Origin of the sequence: Clostridium perfringens (assembly GCF_016027375.1) — a bacterium.
In the GTDB taxonomy this organism is placed as follows: Bacteria; Bacillota; Clostridia; order Clostridiales; family Clostridiaceae; genus Sarcina; species Sarcina perfringens.
Map to the genome: position 1 here is coordinate 2188034 of NZ_CP065681.1, position 18682 is coordinate 2206715.

Genomic DNA, 18682 nt, shown 5'->3' on the forward strand with positions numbered 1-18682 from the left:
AGAATCTTGTTACTTAATCTCTTAAAATATATAATTAATATTGAATATAGATTAGAGGTGTTTTAATGGAAAATAAAGAACTATTAGAAGAATGTACTCTTTGCACTAGAAACTGCAAAGTTAATAGATTTAAATCTCTTGGGGTATGTAAGGCTAGTGAAAAAGTTAAGGTAGCTAGAGCAGAACTTCATCCTTGGGAAGAACCTCCTATTTCCTTTAAGAATGGATCTGGAACAGTATTTTTTTCTCATTGTAATTTAAAATGTGTTTTTTGCCAAAACCATGAAATAAGTCAAGATTTTAAAGGACTTGAAATATCAATTGAAAGGTTAGCAGAAATCTTTTTAGAGCTTCAAGAAAAGGGAGCTGAAAATATAAACTTAGTTACTCCAACACATTATGCAATTCAAATAATAGAGGCTTTAAAAATAGCAAAAGAAAAAGGATTAAGTATTCCTATTCTCTATAATACTAATGGATATGATAGTTTAAAAACAATAAAATTATTAGATGGTTACATAGATGTGTATCTTCCTGATTTTAAATATTTTAAGGATGATTATGCACTTAAATATTCAAAGATAAAAAATTATAAGGACAATTTAATTCCAGTATTAGATGAAATGTTTAGACAAGTAGGTTCTCCAAAATTTTCAGAGGAAGGTAAACTTTTAAAGGGCATGATAATTAGACATTTAATGCTTCCAGGTCTTTTATTTGATTCAAAGAAAGTTATAGACACTATATTTTCTAAATTTGGAGATGATGTTTACATAAGCATTATGAATCAATATACTCCTATGAATAAGTCTTGTGATTATCCTGAAATAAATAAGCCTTTAAACCCTAAACATTATGAATCTCTTATAGATTATGCAGCATCTTTAGGAGTTAAAAATGCATTTATACAAGAAAGTGGAACTAACTCAAAAGCCTATGTTCCCTCATTTAAATATGAAGGAGTTATGAAAAAATAAACTTTTAAATAGAATTTTTTCTAAAAATAAAATAATTTCATAGGAATAAATATTTCCTATGAAATTATTTTATTTAATTTTTCTATGTCTTTTATTATTAGAGATTTATTTCCTCTAATTTCTATTAATCCTTCGTGCTCAAATATAGAGAGTTTTCTACTCATTGTTTCTCTAGTTATACCACAATAATTAGCCATATCTTCTCTATTAATTGGTAAATCAATAAATATTTCCCCATTTTCTATTTTGCCATATTTTCTCTTAAACTCTTTTAACATATATGCTATTCTAACTCTAACATCATTAGTTACTAATTTATGAGCAAATTCTTCAGTGTCCTTTAAACGATTAGTTAAGGATTTCAAAACAACTATAGCTATTCTTGGATTTTCTTCTAAGACACTATCAACTTTATCCTTATCTACGGCACAAACTATAACATCATTTAAAGCAATAGCATTAAATAAAATTCCTCCCTCATTATTAAAGAGGCTTGTCTCTCCAAAATAGTCCCCTACAGAGAATATGTGCATTATTTGCTCTTTTCCTCCTTTTGTCAACTTTGATGTCTTTACACTTCCCTTACTTATTAGAAATAGCTTCGAAAGCTTTTCACCTTCATAACATATATATTCCCCTTTATTAAAATGAAAACATGTCATTCCAGTAGCTAATTTATTAAATTCTTCCTCTGTTAAATCCTTAAATATAGTAAGCTCCTTGTTGCATAAACAACTTTTATAGCCCTTGCAATCACATTTTTTCATAGCTCTCTCCTAACTTCTTATTTATAATCCTATATCTTTAGTATTAATTATAATATATTTATTCATATTTTTTTACTATTAATTAATTTATTTTAATACTTGTTTATTTCCTAACTTATCCTTATAATATATTTATATTCAAATATTTTAACAATCAAAATATTTGTTTTTCTAATTTTTTTGACAGAAAGGATAGTTTCTATGAATATAAAACCACTTACAATTGGAAATTTAACAGCTAGATTACCTATTATACAAGGAGGAATGGGAATTGGAGTGTCCCTTTCAAATTTAGCTAGTGCTGTAACAAAAGCTGGAGGAATAGGAATTATATCCGGTGCTCAACCTGGATACTTAGAAGAAGACTTTAAGAATAATCCTTTAGAAGCTAATTTAAGAGCTTTAAAAAAACATATAAGAATAGCTAAAGAAAAATCACAAAATGGAATTATAGGCGTTAATTTAATGGTAGCTATGAATAACTACGCAGAGCATGTAAAGGCTGCTATAGACTCTGGAGTTGACTTAATAATTTCAGGAGCTGGCCTTCCCTCTCATCTTCCTAAATTTACGAAAGGTAGCAATGTAAAAATAGCTCCTATAGTTTCTTCCCTTAAAGCTGCCAAAGTAATTTTAAAACTTTGGGATAGGCATCATAAAGTATCTCCAGATATGATTGTAATTGAAGGACCAAAAGCTGGAGGACATTTAGGATTTACTAAAGAATCACTTGAAGATGAAAGTAAAAAGTTTGATTCAACAATACTAGATATAATAAAAGAAACTTCTATTTATGAAGATAAATATGAAAAGAAAATTCCAATAATAGTTGCAGGTGGAGTTTTTGATGGAAAGGATATTGCAAAATATTTAAAACTAGGTGCAAGTGGAGTTCAAATGGCAACTCGTTTTGTGGCAACTTATGAATGTGATGCAAATATAAAGTTTAAAGAAGCATATATAAATTGTAATAAAGAAAGTATATCCATAGTAAAAAGTCCTGTTGGAATGCCAGGAAGAGCTATTAGGAACTCCTTTGTTCAATTTACAGAAACAGAAAAATCTAAGGTTTCTCATTGTTATAATTGCCTAATCCCTTGTAATCCTGCTGATACTCCTTATTGCATAAGTCAAGCACTTATAAATGCCGTAAAAGGCGATATAGATAATGGACTTATTTTTTGTGGTGAAAATGCCTCAAAAATAGATAAAATAGTATCTGTAGAGACACTTATGAATGAATTAGAAAAAGATTTATTAGAAGCATAAAATAATCTGTATAAAAGAGTATAAATACTAATTAATAGTTTAACTACTCTTTTATACAGATTTTATTTAATAATTTAATTCTAAAAGACAAAGTCCATGAGCTGGTGCTTTCTCTGAAGCTTTTGCTCTTTCTTTCGCTTCAAGTATATCATTTATATATTTGGGTTCAATTTTTCCAAGTCCTACATCTACTAAAGTTCCTACTATTATTCTAACCATATTTAATAAGAAGCCATTTCCATTTATCTTTATACTTAATATATTATTATTTTCATGAAATTCAATGCTATTTATAGTTCTTAAAGTTGATTTGTTCTTTGATTTTAAACTTGTAAAACTCTTAAAGTCATGAGTGCCTAATAAATATTTTGCTCCTTCTTCCATAGCTTCTAGGTCTAACTTTTCTTCAACATGCCATGCATATTTTCTTAAAAATACATCTTTGAACTTATTGTTATCAATTGTATATTCATAAGTTTTAGACTTAACATTAAATCTAGCATGAAATCTTTCACTTGCTTCTCTTATTTCCGTTACCCTTATATCTTCAGGTAAATATTCATTTATGTATTCAATAATTTGTTCTAGAGTCATAAGAGAATTTGTCTTAAAATTTGCTACATAATTTTTTGCATGTACACCACTATCAGTTCTTCCACAACCAATTAGTTGAATCTCTTCACTAGTCATTTTAGTTAGTACTTTTTCTAATTTATCTTGAACTGTGGAAACATTACTTCCCTTTTGGTTTTGCTTTTGCCATCCCTTGTACTTACTCCCATCATAATCTAAAGTAATTTTTATATTTCTCATTTTAATTTCCTTTCAAAAAAAATTTAAATATATAAATTTAAATTTTTAATTTTAATACTTAATCTAAGTTTTAATGTAACATGTTTAAATTGGAATATCAATTTAAATATCTGACAACAAATTTAATTTTATTCTAAAATTTTCACTCTTTTAATTTTCACCTTTTTATTATAAGATAATTAAATAAAGATTAAGAGGTGATTTTTATGAAAACCATGCAAAAATTATTAAGTAAAACTAGACAAGCTATAAAAGAATATAACCTTATTGAAGATGGTGATAAAATAGCCGTAGGACTTTCTGGTGGAAAGGATAGTCTAACACTTTTACATATATTAAAAAACTATCAAAGATTTTCTCCTGAAAAATTTGAATTAATAGCTATAACTTTAAATCCTGGAGGAGTTGATAACAGTCCATTACATGAGCTTTGTAAAAATATAGATGTTCCTTTTTATGAAATTCAAACAGATATAAAGGAAATAGTTTTTGATATAAAGAAAGAAAAAAATCCATGCTCCTTATGTGCAAATCTCAGAAGGGGTGCATTAAATGATAATGCTGAAAAGCTTGGTTGCAACAAAGTTGCCTTAGGACACCATAAAGATGATGCCTTAGAAACCCTTATGCTCTCCATAAGCTATGAAGGAAGAATAAACTGCTTCTCTCCTAAAAGCTTTATGCATAAAAATAATTTAACTCTTATAAGACCTATGGTGTTTATTGAGGAAAGTCAAATAAGAAAGGCAGCAACAGAATATAATTTCCCAGTAATAAAAAATCCTTGTCCTGCAGATGGTAAAACTAAAAGAGAAGATATGAAAAATCTTATTAGAAGTTTAGATAAAACTATGCCTGGTTTTAAGAAAAATTTATTTAAATCTTTAACTAATACTGATCAAATGTTTGTATGGGATAAAGAAATTGTAAAGAAAATGTAAAAAGTGTACAAGTATTAACTTGTACACTTTTTTTTGTAAATACATAATATAAATTTATATTATTAAAATTACTTACCAAATACTTTTTTCTTCAACATAAGCCCTGTTTTTGTAATAGCTACTCCTCCAAGTGCTGTTTCTCTTAAGGTCTCTGGAAGAGCCTTTCCAACTTGAGCCATAGCACTTACTGTATCATCAAAAGGTATTTTTGATTCTATTCCAGCCATTACAAGATCTGCTGCACATATAGCATTTACGGCACCTGAAGCATTTCTTTTAGCACAAGGAATTTCAACAAGACCTGCAACAGGATCACAAACAAGACCTAATATATTCTTTATTACTATTGCAGCGGCATTTAATGACATTTCTGGTGTCCCTCCCATAAGTTCTACAAGGGCACCAGCTGCCATGGCAGATGCTGAGCCACATTCTGCTTGACATCCACCTTCTGCTCCTGAAAATGTAGCATTTTTCCCAATTATAAGTCCAATAGCTGATGCTGCTAAAAGTCCATATAATAAATCTTCATCTTGAAGATTTAATCTTTCCTTAGCTGTTAACATTACCGCAGGAAGAATTCCACAAGAACCTGCTGTTGGACAAGCAATTATTTTTCCCATAGAAGCATTTACTTCAGATGAAGAAATAGCCATAGCCATAGCTAATATAGCTCCATTACCTGTGAAAGATTTTCCAGATTCTAAATACTTTTGAAGTTTAAAAGCATCTCCTCCTATTAATCCACTAAGTGAATATACTTCTTCTTCTCTTCCTTTTGATGATGATTTTTTCATAACCTCTAAAGTTTTTGAAAGTTTCTCTAAAACTTCTTCTTTAGACAGATTTTTACTTTGCATTTCACATCTTAAAGCATATTCACTAAGCTTAATCCCTTCTTCTTTACATATAGCTAAAAGTTCTTCTCCAGTTTTTGCAACTCTCATATGTTATTTCTCCTCTTCTTCTAAGTTTATAAGTATAACTTTTTTTATTCCATCTATTTCTTCCATTCTCTTTATAACAGATTCATCAATCTTATTATCTATTTCTAAAGTCATGGTAGCGTCCATTCCCTTTTGAGTTCTTGAAACGTTCATAAAAGCAATATTAATTTCATGTTCAAGAAGAAGTTTTGTTACTTTATTTACAGTACCAAATTTATCATCATGACATGTAATAAGTGTTGGATATGCTCCACTAAAATTAGCTTCATTTCCATTTACTTCAACTATTTCTATGCTTCCTCCACCTACTGATGAACCTAATACCTCGCAAACTTTTCCAGATTCACACTCCATAACAAATTTAACTGTATTTGGATGGTAATCTCCTAAATCTCTTTCTATAAATTCAAAGTTTAATCCTTCCTCTTTAGCAATAGATAATGAACTTCTAAGCCTTTCATCATCTGGCTTCATTCCTAATATACCTGCAAGTAAAGCCTTATCAGTTCCATGACCTTTATATGTTTTAGCAAAAGATCCATGAAGCAAAAATTTAACATCTACAATTTTTTCTCCAGCAACTGCTCTAGCTACCTTTCCTAGTCTAGCTGCTCCCGCTGTATGAGATGATGATGGTCCAACCATTACTGGACCTAATATATCAAAAACACAAAGATTATTCATAACTATCCCTTCCTCTATTTATCCATCATTATTAAACTACTAAAACTTCTTCATCTTCAACATTTAAATTATTTTCAGAATCTTTATTATTTCTAATTTCATCTGCTTTCATTATTTTATAATTTCTAAATATTAAGTATCCTATCATACCAGCAATAACATTAAGAACTATTATTATTGCCGCAGTAATTAAAACTTTAATAGCTGGGTTATATGCAAACATTACAGCAAAACCAGCTATTGGCGTAGCAGTTCCTGGTGTATTATTTGTAAGACCCATTAATGCAACAACTATTCCTGATAGAGCTCCCCCTATAAAATTAGTTACATACACTGGTATTGGATTTGCAGAAATTATGTCTGCTTGTGTAAGAGGCTCTATAGCAACTGCAATAGTATCTTTTTTGCTTCCAAATTTCATTTTTCCAAAGAATACAAAATTCATAAATGATGAACCAAATACTGCTAATGCTCCAATTGCCATTGGAAGTCCAGTTAATCCTAACATAGCTGTTAAAGCCATTGAGCTTAAAGGTGCAGTTGCAACCACTGTTACTATTCCTCCAAGTATAATTCCCATCATTATAGGACTAGCTGTTGATGTAGCTGTTATAACTCCTCCAATATTTTGTAGAGTTGTTTCTACAAGTGGATTTGAGATTGCTGCTATTCCCCTTACAAGTGGAGCTCCAAGAACAATAATAACTATTAAATCAAGACCAGCTGGTATTTTTTTCTCTAAAAACTTTATAACAAATGAACCAAGATAACCTGCTATAAATCCTGGTAATATTCCAAATCCTGAACATGCAAGACCTGTTAATACTGCATATACAGGAGAAACTCCAAGTGCTAAAGGTACTAAAATTGCAGCTGCAACTCCTCCAAGACTTCCATTAGATGCACCTACTTGTGCTAAAAAAGGTATTTGAAATACATCTCCAAAAAATGCTAAATGAAAGGCTTCAACTAAAAAACTTGCACAGGCAGCATTTGCTAATCCACCCATAGCCTTCATTCCATGTGGTGCCTTATAACTAAATAATGTAAAGCCTCCTAATACTAATAATAATAATAATGTTCCAAATAAGATTTGCATAATAAAATCCCCCTATGTATTTTTTAAATTTAATAATAAAATCATTTTATTAGTAAAATCATTTTACAACAGCATTTCACCCTAGAAAAGGTTTTCATGGTATAATTTACAATTTATTTTACTTATTAAAAATTTGTATAATAAATAACATAAATGTTCAAATTTAAACTTTTAATAGTATAATAAAAAATAAAAAGCTGTATCAATTGATACAGCTTTTCTTCTAAAGGCTATAAATATCTGATAATTCCACTTTGTAAAGTTCTTCTCTATTTTCTCTTTCACAGGATGTTAAGGCTATCTCATCTAAAACTTCACTTTCAATCTTTTTAATTGGAAGTTTTATTATAAACTCTGTTCCTTCTCCTAGTTCACTATTAACTCTCATCTCACCCCCATTAATTTTTACAAGCTCCTTAGCTATAAAAAGTCCTATTCCACTTCCCTCATTAACCTTGGTTAATCTATTATTTATTTTTTTAAATCTATGAAAAAGCAAGTCTATTTTATCCTTTTGTATGCCTATACCCGTATCTTTAATACTTATATTTGCATACCTTTCATCAAAACTCATATAGACATCTATATTACCATTTTCCCGATTAAATTTTATAGCATTGGATAAAATATTTAATAGTATCCTTTCTAAATGATTCAAATCAAAAGCAATTATTTTTTCTTCCTCTTCTGTATCAAAAGTTATGGAAATTTTATTTTTTTCAGCAAAACCACATATAGACATTGTTATATCCTCAACACAACTTACTATATCATGATTTTTAATATTAACATTAAAAAAGCCTGCTTCTAGCTTAGTACTATCTATTAAATTATTTATTAACTTTAATAATCTAAAAACATTCTGCTTAGCCATTTTAATATAATTAATATAACTCTCTTCATTCCTATCTATATTATTTTTCAACTTTAATTCTAAAAGCTGAAGTGCACTGTATATTAAATTTACAGGTGTCTTAAATTCATGAGATATATTAGCAAAGAACTCCACTCTAAGCTTTTCCATCTCATTACTTTTTTCTATAGTATCTGTAATATCATTTATAACTATGATTCTCCTTATAGATTCTCCATTTTCATTTTTTATGGAGTTTGCTCTAAACAAAACATTTCTAACTTCATTGTCTGCTCTAACAATTCTAGCCTTCTCCATAAAAAAATTCCCAAAATCAATATTACTAAACTTATATCTATCCTCTGGATGAATTCTATCTAATTTCACAATCATACTTTTTTCTTTATATAACTCTTTACAATTTAATCCATATAATTTTTCAAAGGCATGGTTTACATAAATAGTTTTTTCTCCTTCTTTTATAATTACAACATCATCTAAGTAATTAAAAACTTCAAAAAACATTTTATCATTTTTCTTAAGCCTATATTCTATAGCTTTTTTATAGGAAATGTCCCTTGTTAGTCCAATTATACCTTTAACTTCATTGTTTTCATCAAAATATGGGGATTTTACAGTCTCTTCTAAATACCCATCTTCACATTCAAATCCCCATTCTTCACCATAAACTTTCTTTTCTCTTGAATTAATAACCTCTCTATCTGTTTTAATAAATGTGTCTACCTTACTTGGATCATCAAAAAATATATCTTTATCAGTTTTTCCAATTATATATTTTTTCTCAATTCCAACTTTATTTTCAAAAGCCTTATTACAATTTATATATCTTCCATCAATGTCCTTAAAAAATACGTAATCTGTTAAAGAATCTAAAAATAAATCTAACATGTCTTTTTCTTTTTTTAGATTAATTTCTAGTTTATTATATTTCTCCAATAAATATTGACTAAACCAAATAATTACATAATCATTATTAAGAAGCTTTAAACTAAAGTTTTCATTTAAGTCTTTATAATACCCTTCTCCATGAATATTACTTTTACTAAATATAGTTTTAAAATCTATATCACTACCTAGTACTTCACTTAACAATTTGCTATTAAATTCTTTTATGCTAGACTTAAGTACAAATAAATCACTAGAATCTTTATTCTTTAGCTTCCCATAAATATAATCCATAGGACATGACTCTAATATTTCTTCAAAATTAAAATCCTTCATAATAGTATAACTCCCCTTTAAGTTATGAAAATCAATTATTTTCAAGTTAAAACATTCTTTCCCTTATTTTATTTTTATTATATTCATTTTGGAACTTTAAAACAATATATTAAGTTTATTTTAATTATGTAAAAATATGATAAAATAATATATTAAATATATTTTCTACATTAAATTTTATATTAAGTCAAGTTCAAATTATTTCATTTAAAGTTAATTAATAGTATATATATCTTTATTTAATCAATAATTCATTATTTTAATAATTTTTTCTAATTTTACCCCTAAATTACAAAAGAGTATAATTAATATAATACAAGTATTTAATTAATAAAATTTATTTATTAATATTATTAATTGTAAACTTTAACAATATAAAAAACTTAAGAGGAGGTAAAAAAATGAGTAAAAAGAAAAAAATTTCGTTCCCTACAGCCTTTACTGTATTATTTATTGTTTTAATTTTATCAGCTGTTTTAACTTATGTGATTCCAGCAGGATCATATTCAAAGTTGTCTTATAATGAAGCTGAAAATACCTTTATTGTTACAAATCCTCAAGGGGAAAGCACTAAGGAAGCTGCAACCCAAAATACCTTAGATAAACTTGGTATAAAAATAGACTTAAGTAAATTTACTGATGGAAGTATAAATAAGCCAATAGCTATACCAAATACTTATGAAAAGGTTGCTCAAAATCCTCAAGGTATTGCTCAAATAATAGAAGCTCCTATTCAAGGAACTTATGACACTATAGATATAATTATGTTCGTTTTAATAATTGGTGGAGTAATAGGAGTTTTAAATACAACTGGAGCATTTAATGCTGGAATTGCTAGCCTTTCTAAAATAACTAAGGGAAAAGAATATATACTTATAATATTATTATCAATACTTATTTCTCTTGGTGGTACTACTTTTGGATTGGCAGAAGAAACAATTGCTCTTTATCCAATTCTGCTCCCAATCTTCCTAGCTTCTGGCTATGATGCTATAGTTTGTATAGCCACAATATACATGGGTTCATCTATAGGAACAATGTTCTCAACTGTAAACCCATTCTCTTCAGTAATAGCTTCAACAGCTGCTGGAATAAGCTTTAAAGAAGGCCTTGATTTTAGGATGATAGGATTAGTTTTAGCTACACTTATAACAATAATTTATATACTTAGATATGCTAAAAAAGTTAAAAACGATCCTTCTAAATCCCTTGTATATGATCAAAAAGATGAAATAGATTCTAAATTCCTTCATGAATCTAGTAATGATGTGCCAGTATTTACTTGGAGACTTAAACTTATGCTTTTAATCTTCGCTGGTTCATTTATAATTTTAGTTTATGGAGTTTCAGCTAAAGGATGGGGATTTATACAAATGACTGCTCTATTCCTTGTAGTTGGAATAATTTTAGGATTCCTTTCAGGACTTGGAGAAAAGAAATTTGTTAATACCTTTATAGCTGGTGCTGCTGATTTAGTAGGAGTTGCCTTAGTTATAGGTGTTGCAAGATCTATAAACTTAATACTTGAAAATGGTAAAATATCAGATACTTTACTTTATGTATCCTCAAATGGAATTCAAGGTATGGATAAAAATATATTTATAATATTAATGCTTGTTATATTCATAATCTTAGGATTCTTTATTCCATCTTCATCTGGTCTTGCTGTTTTATCAATTCCAATAATGGCACCACTTGCAGATACAGTTGGTTTACCAAGGGATGTTATAGTTAGTGCTTACCAATTTGGTCAAGGATTAATCTCCTTTATAACTCCAACAGGATTAATTTTAGCTACCCTTGCTATGGTTGATGTAACCTATAATAAATGGCTGAAATTTATTATGCCTTTAATGGGAATTATAGCAGCCTTTGCAGCCTTACTATTATTAGTACAGGTACACTTTTAAAACATTTAAAATATTAGTGTATTAAAATCACTTTTTTATAAAACTTACAAACAATATGAAAATTATATAGATAAGCTTTGGAATTTAAATTCTTAGGAAAATCTATTAATTTTCTAAATATGTTTGTAAGTTTTTTTATTATAAGAATACTAAACTATAAAATTATTATAGGAATATTATTTATTCTCCTTTGAAATAATAAGTTTATATTATTTACTAAGGAGGAATTTTTTTGGACTTAACATCAAATTTTGATAAAAATATAAATACTTTATCTAAAGCTTTAAGGGTTGGAAAAAGTTTTGATATAATTGAGCGTTCAATAATAATTGGGGATAAAAAAGCCACAATGTATTATATTGATGGATTTGTAAAAGATGACGTAATGGAATTAATCATGAGTGACTTCTTTTCCTTAAGCAAAACTGAAATGAACTTAATAAAATCACCTAAGGATTTTATGAGAAGACAAATCCCTTATGTAGAAGTAGCTGAAGAAGTATCCATAGATAAAATAGTATCTCAAGTTCTCTGTGGACAGACAGCATTAATTTTAGAAGGATTCTCCAGTGCAATAATGATAGATTTAAGAACCTATCCAGTTAGAGGGCCTCAAGAACCAGAAACTGAAAAAGTATTAAGGGGTTCTAGGGATGGCTTTGTAGAGACCATTGTATTTAATACTGCATTAATTAGAAGAAGAATAAGAGATCCTAGACTTACCTTTGAAATGATGTCTATAGGAAATGTATCAAAAACAGATGTGGTTATATCATTTTTAGACGAGGTAGTTGATAAAAAAACTCTTAATCTAATAAAAAAGAAATTTGAAAACTTAGATATACAAGCATTAACCATGAGCGAACAAAGCCTTGTTGAATCTCTTTCAAATGCCTCATGGTATAATCCATTCCCTAAGGTTAGATATACAGAAAGGCCTGATGTTGCAGCTGCCCATATAACTGAGGGAAAGATAGTTGTTATTATAGATAACTCTCCTTCAGTTATAATTTTACCAACTACTATCTTTGATTTTATACAGGATGTTGATGATTATTATCTTCCTGTAATAACAGGTAATTTTATTCGTTTAATAAGAAATTTTATACTAATTTCTACTATTTTTATAACCCCACTTTATTTGCTTTTAATCCAAAATGCCTATAGAATACCTGATTACTTAAAATTTTTATTACCTGTTGATGGCTATAAAGTTCCATTGATAGTACAATTTTTACTTCTTGAAGTTGCAGTAGATGGATTAAAACTTGCCTCTTTAAATACGCCAAATGCCCTTGGTATGTCCTTATCTGTTATTGGAGGATTAATACTTGGTCAATTTGCTGTAGATACTGGGTGGTTTTTACCACAAACCATATTATATATGGCCATAGTTACACTAGGAAGCTTTTCTCAACCTAGTTTAGAACTTAGCTATGCCTTAAAATTTTGGAGAACTCTCCTACTCATATTAACAAGCCTATTTAATGTAATAGGATTTTTTGTAGGATTAATAATAGGAATAGTTTTAATTGCAAGTAATAAAACTTTAACTGGTGATTCCTATCTTTATCCTCTTATTCCCCTTGACTGGAAAGCACTTAAAGCACTTATCTTTAGAGTAAGATTAGTACCTAAGCAAAAAGAAGAATAATCAAAATTTAATTACATTATATTAAATTTCTTAATTTTTCATTTAATAAATAAGAATATTTAATAAAAAAAGAAGGATTTTGTTAAATATTGTAGTAATTAATACTCTATAGGAGTAAGGAGGACAATAAATGAAAAATTTAAGAAAGATTTTAAGTATAATGTTAATACTATTATTTTTAATTCCATCCACAACAGTTCTTTGTCGTGCCGGCGGTGGTGGCGGTGGTGGCGGAGGCGGAGGTGGTGGAGGTGGCGGAGGTGGTAGAGGAGGATCTTCTTCACATAGCTCTCATGGAAGCAGCTCAAGCTCCCCTTATGGAAATATGATTAACTTCTTAATATTCAGTTCATTCATAGGAATAAATTTCTTGTTTGTGAAAAACGGAAGTGTATCTAGATATAAAGTTTATTCTAAAAAAAGAGAAGCTATGTCTACTCTAAAAGACTTTGAGATTGAAAATCCAGCATGGAATTTCTATGAAATAGAAACTCAGATTGAAGAATCCTTTCCTCTAATTCAAGAGGCTTGGATGAATAGGGATTATTCACCTGTAAAACATTTAATGACAGATAACTTTTTTGATACTCATACTGTAAAAATGAATTGGATGCTTTTAAAGAAGGAAAAGAATATTTTATCTGATGTAGAATTAAAGAAGGTAACTCCTATATTAGCAGTAGAAAATGATGAAAATGGAGAGGATTTTATTTGGGTTTTATTAAAGGCTAAAATGATTGATTACACTATAAATGAAGAAAATAATTGCATAATTGATGGAGACTATTCAACAGCAAATTCATTTGAAGAATTTTGGAAATTTATAAGAAAAGAGGATAAATGGTTAGCTGATACAATACTTCAAGTAGATGATATTGAATCTCTTGACTACTTTGATAAATTGAAGCCTTAATAAAATTAAACTTCACTAAAATAATTTATAAATAATAATTATAAAAACATTATGGAGATTTCTAAACTGCAAACTAAAAAACCAAGCTAAAGCTTGGTTTTTAATTTTTATAATTAATTTTTAATTCTCATCCTTTAATTCATTCATAAATTCTTGAGCTTTTATTTTTAGTGGGCTATCATCCTTAAGCTTTTGTAATCCAATACTTAACCCTTCTTTATCTATTACTAAGCCATCAGTAGGAATATACCATTTTACCCTTCTACAGTGCTGCATAGGCAATTCATCTAGTCCTACTTTGTTAAATACAGGTTCAAATCTATATGGACTTGTTACTTTACCAGCTGCTACAATAGTAAAGCTTCCATCCCTTGAATTTATCTGTTTTAAAATAAGTACATCTCCTACCTTAACTTCTTCAGCAAATCTCTTTATAACTATTCCCTCTTTACCTAAGATATCGTACTCTTCTTTATTGTCAAAATAATCTCCTTTGTCTCCAGGGCCAACAATTGCTACTCCTAAATCAAAGAATATATCTATTAAATTTGTGTTACCTATCTCTGCTGATATTTGCCAATAATTCATAATTATTACCTTCTTTCATTCTATTAGTATAAAAATAAAGTTATCAACAAAGTAAATATTACTTTATAATTTATTATACTCTTTAATTTTATATTTGTTTAGCCTTTAAAAATCCTCTTAACCCCTTAAATATGAGCACATATATACTATAACTTCTCTTATTCTATTAAGCTCGCTTTCTTTATTATATTTTCTCCATATTGATGTGTAATCATAAAACCAAAGCTCTAAATCCTTAGCTAAGTCTTTTTTATCTATATCTAATAAACTTTTTTTATTAAACTCTCTTTCAAGTAATACCATAAAAAATTTATCTATAAGCTCCCATCCCTTTGAAGACACAACAAAGCTTTGAATAGCTTCTTTATCCTCTGTATTTTTAAGTAATTTAATAAACTCTCTTCTTACCTCTGAAGCAACCTTATATCCTTCAAAAACTTTTAAAGTATCTATATTCTTAATTTCTTCCTTGGTTTCTTCTCTTTCATTAAACTTTTCTTTCCATCTAACAAGCTCTCCCCAACCTGCAACTTGATTTTTAGAAAGCTTATCCATTAAAGAAACTACATTCATAGATTCATCACCAAATTCCATAAGGGATATAGACTTAAAGATTTCATTAAACTCCTCTTCCTTTGGATTCCATGAAATTCCTGCTCCATAAATCATAGATGGTATTGAATTAGCTAATAGATTTATATTTCCATAATCTCCCCAGTTTGTATTTAAAACACCTATAGCTCCATATTTCATTCCGTGGTTAACCATTCTTCTTATATTACTAAAAGAACCTTCTATAAGATTCATCATCATATTCCATCCACCTACACCAGGGCAAACATATTGTACTTTATTATGCTCTGCTATAATTTTTGTAGCTACATCATTAGCCTGTGGATGATAGTTCCAAGTTAAACAAGTTAAATCCTCTGGTATATCACTTAAAAGCTCTGGATATCCAACTATTATATCTCCCCAGAACATAACATTTTTATTGAACCTTTTTACAATGTTGTATACCTTATTTAAAAACTCTGTATATATTTTACCTACTCCTAATTTTTCAGCCTTCTCTCTACTCTTTCCTTTTCCTAAATCAAAGGTTTCATCACAGCAAATATTAAACTTATCTGAACTGAATAAAGGAATAAATTCTAAAAGCATTGATTCAACAAAGTCTAAACTTTTAGGATTAGTAACATCTAAGGTATGATGTGCCATTCTATCTACAAAAGAATATTCTTCATCTCCTATTTCTAATTCACAAAGTTCTCTAAAGGATTTACTTCTTAAAGCTTCATATAGATGACCAAAGGTTGATAATGATGGTACAAGTTCCACATGTCTTTCTTTGCAATACTTGTCTAAAATCAATATTTCTTCTGCTGTTAAAGGATCCTTATCCATCCAAACTTCGCTCATTCCCTTAAAAGCAAAGGTATGCTCTATATATAGTTGCAACTGATTTATTTTATAAAAAGCTGCCTTATCAACTAAGCTTTTTAATGTATCTAAGGTTGGTACCATTCCCCTTGTTACATCGTGATAAAATCCACGATATTTAAAATATGGTGAATCTTCTATTGTTAGATTTGGAATACATGCTCCAAACTCTCTTACAAGTTGTCTAAAACTCTGACATCCATAAAATAATCCAGCACCAGCCCCTTCTATTATTGCCTTATTCTCCTTTATTTCTATTTTATATTCCTCTTCATTTTCAAATTTGCATTCTCTTAAAATTATTGAGTTACTATATTTCTTATCCATAAAAAGTTTATTTATGTTAAGTTTAAAATCTAATACTCTTTCTATTTCCTTTTGAATCATAATTGCTAAATTTAAATCTTCAAAGGATAATTCACTACTTAATATAATTTCAGTATCTCTTTCTATAAAAAATTCACCTTCATGATTAATTACACTTTTTGGTCTTGGTATTAAATGCATTTCTCTTCCCCCTAATAATACTTTACTTTCTACAAAAATTTGCTCATAATGGTAATAAACAATTTAAATGTTTACTATTATTATATAAAATAATTTTAGTTATTTAAGTAAGTATTTTGCTGTTATTTAACACAATATTGCTTTTATATAGGAGGATTTATGAGTAATTACATATATGAAAATCACTTTCATAGGGATCCTAATTTTCCAGTAATATTTCATTGTGATATTTTAAATAAAAATAGACCTAGTTTTTTGATGCATTATCATGAAAATATAGAACTTCTCTACTTCTTAGATGGACATGCTAAGGTTGTTTGTGATAATAAAATACTTCAAGCTAAAGCTGATGATATTATAATAATTAATTCAAAGGAACTTCATTCCATAGAAAAAATATCTGATTCCTGTAAATATTACTGTCTTATTATAGATAAAGATTTACTTAATGATAATTTAAATGATTTTGATAATTTTAGATTTAAAAACTTAGTTAAAGATTCCTTTTTAAAGACCAAGATTGAGGAAATAAATAGAGAATTAAATAATAAAAATGATTATTTTAAAGAATTTATAAAATCAGATATACTTCAAATTTTAATTCATATTAAGAGAAACCATGCTCAAAAAAACTCATCATTAATAAAAATAAAAGATAACAATAAAATACTAATGGTAAAAGAAATAATAAATTATTTAAAAGAAAACTATAAAGAAGAAATTTCAATCGATCATATATGTAACCATGTTGCTTTTAGTAAATATTATACCTGTCGTACCTTTAAAGAGGTAACAGGGCAAACTATTTTAGATTATATTAATCATATTAGATGTATTAATGCTAGAAATTTAATCCTATATAATGGATATACTATATCTGAAAGTGCTTATAAAAGCGGTTTTAATAACTTATCTTATTTTTCAAAAACTTATAAAAAGTATATGGGATTACTTCCATCTGAAGAAAAAAATACATAATTTAAGTATTATAAAGTAATCTGAAGATTCTGCCATCTATTATTAATAGAATAATAATTTCTGTTAATAATTTTTATAAATTAGTTTGCTTAATTTTCTTTTTAAGACTACAATTATTTTATAGAAATAATAAAAAGAGGTGTACATATATGTTAAGTGAAAATCTATTACAAAGACTTAATGAACAAGTTAATTTTGAATTCTATTCATCATATACTTATTTAGCTATGGCTGCTTATGCTGAATCAGTTGATTTAAGCGGTTTTGCTAACTTTTTTAGAGTTCAAGCTCAAGAAGAATTATTCCATGCAATGAAATTTTACGATTATATATTCCAAAAAAATGGCGTTGTTGAATTAGAACAAATAGATAAACCTAAATTTAATTTTGCAAATATAATTGAAGCCTTTGAAAAAGGTTATGAACATGAACAATTAGTAACTAGTAAAATATATGGTCTTGCAGATGTTGCTTTTGAAGAAAAAGAACATGCAACTATGAGTTTACTTAAATGGTTTATAGATGAACAAGTTGAAGAAGAAAACAACTTCCACTCATTATTAAAGAAAGTTAGAAGATCTGAAGGTAACCCTGCTGCCTTATATATGATGGATGATGAATTAGCAGCAAGAGTATTCACTCCTCCAACCACTACAAAATAGATTAAATTTAAAGTTACCAATAAAAAGGGCGTGTATCAAAATAACTTTTGATAAAGCTTACAAACATATTTCGAGAATTACTAGATTTCACTAAGAATTTATAATCATTACTTCGAAGATATCACTAAAGCTTCGAAACTTGCTTCGCTTCGAACAGTCTCAGCTTTATAACGTGATATCTTCTACGTAATAATTTAAATTCTAAAGTTCATCTAGATATTCTCTTCATACTGTTTGTAATCTTTATTATATTTTGATACAGCCTTTTTTATTTTACTAGATTACTTTAATACTCATCAGGAATTCATTATAATTTTTTCAAAAAACTTATATATTTTTTAATAAACTTTTCAATGTAAAAGTTTTAATAAAATAGAACTAATTTCTTTTTAATTTATAACTTTACATCATTTCATAATGGTGCTAGTATAAATT

16 protein-coding genes are annotated in these 18682 nt (G+C 28.0%); 8 read left to right on the top strand and 8 right to left on the bottom strand.

Annotated elements, in window-relative coordinates; translation table 11 throughout:
- Positions 1 to 65 precede the first annotated feature (65 nt).
- The gene (locus I6G60_RS10425; RefSeq protein WP_111744177.1) at positions 66 to 977 is read left to right on the top strand and encodes a radical SAM protein; all 912 of its coding nucleotides are present in this window, start codon (positions 66 to 68) and stop codon (positions 975 to 977) included.
- Positions 978 to 1033: 56 nt separating this feature from the next.
- On the opposite strand, the gene I6G60_RS10430 is transcribed toward I6G60_RS10425, so the two are convergent.
- Positions 1034 to 1744, bottom strand: coding sequence for a Crp/Fnr family transcriptional regulator (locus tag I6G60_RS10430; RefSeq protein WP_061427646.1), 711 nt, complete (start codon positions 1742 to 1744; stop codon positions 1034 to 1036).
- A 201-nt stretch (positions 1745 to 1945) separates the two neighbouring features.
- On the opposite strand from I6G60_RS10430, the gene I6G60_RS10435 reads away from it, so the two are divergent.
- Positions 1946 to 3013 carry an NAD(P)H-dependent flavin oxidoreductase gene (locus I6G60_RS10435; RefSeq protein WP_070956738.1) on the top strand — a complete coding sequence of 356 codons (1068 nt, stop codon included), beginning with the start codon at positions 1946 to 1948 and terminating at the stop codon, positions 3011 to 3013.
- 66 nt (positions 3014 to 3079) lie between these two features.
- Here the strand turns inward: I6G60_RS10435 and truA are convergent, their stop codons facing one another.
- The gene (gene truA / locus I6G60_RS10440) at positions 3080 to 3826 is read right to left on the bottom strand and encodes a tRNA pseudouridine(38-40) synthase TruA (protein WP_003448403.1); all 747 of its coding nucleotides are present in this window, start codon (positions 3824 to 3826) and stop codon (positions 3080 to 3082) included.
- A 215-nt stretch (positions 3827 to 4041) separates the two neighbouring features.
- Between truA and I6G60_RS10445 the strand changes: the two genes are divergently transcribed.
- A complete protein-coding gene (locus I6G60_RS10445) occupies positions 4042 to 4767 on the top strand; it encodes a tRNA 2-thiocytidine(32) synthetase TtcA (RefSeq protein ID WP_003481124.1) in 726 nt (241 codons plus the stop codon).
- A 68-nt stretch (positions 4768 to 4835) separates the two neighbouring features.
- On the opposite strand, the gene sdaAA is transcribed toward I6G60_RS10445, so the two are convergent.
- The 4 genes from sdaAA to I6G60_RS10465 all read right to left on the bottom strand — a co-directional run bounded on the left by sdaAA (position 4836) and on the right by I6G60_RS10465 (position 9592).
- A complete protein-coding gene (gene sdaAA, locus I6G60_RS10450; protein WP_110083609.1) occupies positions 4836 to 5714 on the bottom strand; it encodes an L-serine ammonia-lyase, iron-sulfur-dependent, subunit alpha in 879 nt (292 codons plus the stop codon).
- 3 nt (positions 5715 to 5717) lie between these two features.
- Positions 5718 to 6398, bottom strand: coding sequence for an L-serine ammonia-lyase, iron-sulfur-dependent subunit beta (gene sdaAB, locus I6G60_RS10455; protein WP_110078086.1), 681 nt, complete (start codon positions 6396 to 6398; stop codon positions 5718 to 5720).
- Positions 6399 to 6429: 31 nt separating this feature from the next.
- On the bottom strand, positions 6430 to 7497 hold the full coding sequence (locus I6G60_RS10460; protein ID WP_003460396.1) for a PTS sugar transporter subunit IIC: 1068 nt from the start codon (positions 7495 to 7497) through the stop codon (positions 6430 to 6432).
- 223 nt (positions 7498 to 7720) lie between these two features.
- Entirely contained in the window at positions 7721 to 9592 is a 1872-nt protein-coding gene (locus I6G60_RS10465; RefSeq protein WP_138329693.1) for a sensor histidine kinase, read from the bottom strand.
- A gap of 401 nt (positions 9593 to 9993) precedes the next feature.
- On the opposite strand from I6G60_RS10465, the gene I6G60_RS10470 reads away from it, so the two are divergent.
- The 3 genes from I6G60_RS10470 (at position 9994) to I6G60_RS10480 (ending at position 14069) form a co-directional block, all read left to right on the top strand.
- A complete protein-coding gene (locus I6G60_RS10470; RefSeq protein ID WP_003448442.1) occupies positions 9994 to 11502 on the top strand; it encodes a YfcC family protein in 1509 nt (502 codons plus the stop codon).
- A gap of 232 nt (positions 11503 to 11734) precedes the next feature.
- Positions 11735 to 13156 carry a spore germination protein gene (locus I6G60_RS10475; protein WP_057231370.1) on the top strand — a complete coding sequence of 474 codons (1422 nt, stop codon included), beginning with the start codon at positions 11735 to 11737 and terminating at the stop codon, positions 13154 to 13156.
- A 130-nt stretch (positions 13157 to 13286) separates the two neighbouring features.
- Positions 13287 to 14069 carry a Tim44 domain-containing protein gene (locus I6G60_RS10480; protein ID WP_110071247.1) on the top strand — a complete coding sequence of 261 codons (783 nt, stop codon included), beginning with the start codon at positions 13287 to 13289 and terminating at the stop codon, positions 14067 to 14069.
- Between the two features lie 120 nt (positions 14070 to 14189).
- On the opposite strand, the gene I6G60_RS10485 is transcribed toward I6G60_RS10480, so the two are convergent.
- Together I6G60_RS10485 and I6G60_RS10490 are read right to left on the bottom strand one after the other, a co-directional pair.
- Positions 14190 to 14657, bottom strand: a complete 468-nt coding sequence (locus tag I6G60_RS10485) for a hypothetical protein (protein ID WP_003448417.1) — start codon at positions 14655 to 14657, stop codon at positions 14190 to 14192.
- 117 nt (positions 14658 to 14774) lie between these two features.
- Positions 14775 to 16607: a beta-N-acetylhexosaminidase gene (locus tag I6G60_RS10490; protein WP_110071246.1), complete on the bottom strand. Its 1833-nt coding sequence runs from the start codon at positions 16605 to 16607 to the stop codon at positions 14775 to 14777.
- 159 nt (positions 16608 to 16766) lie between these two features.
- Here I6G60_RS10490 and I6G60_RS10495 point away from each other — a divergent pair, with 159 nt between their 5' ends.
- Positions 16767 to 17585, top strand: coding sequence for an AraC family transcriptional regulator (locus I6G60_RS10495; RefSeq protein WP_110077924.1), 819 nt, complete (start codon positions 16767 to 16769; stop codon positions 17583 to 17585).
- A gap of 149 nt (positions 17586 to 17734) precedes the next feature.
- A complete protein-coding gene (locus I6G60_RS10500) occupies positions 17735 to 18247 on the top strand; it encodes a ferritin (RefSeq protein WP_003448431.1) in 513 nt (170 codons plus the stop codon).
- Positions 18248 to 18682: the final 435 nt, after the last annotated feature.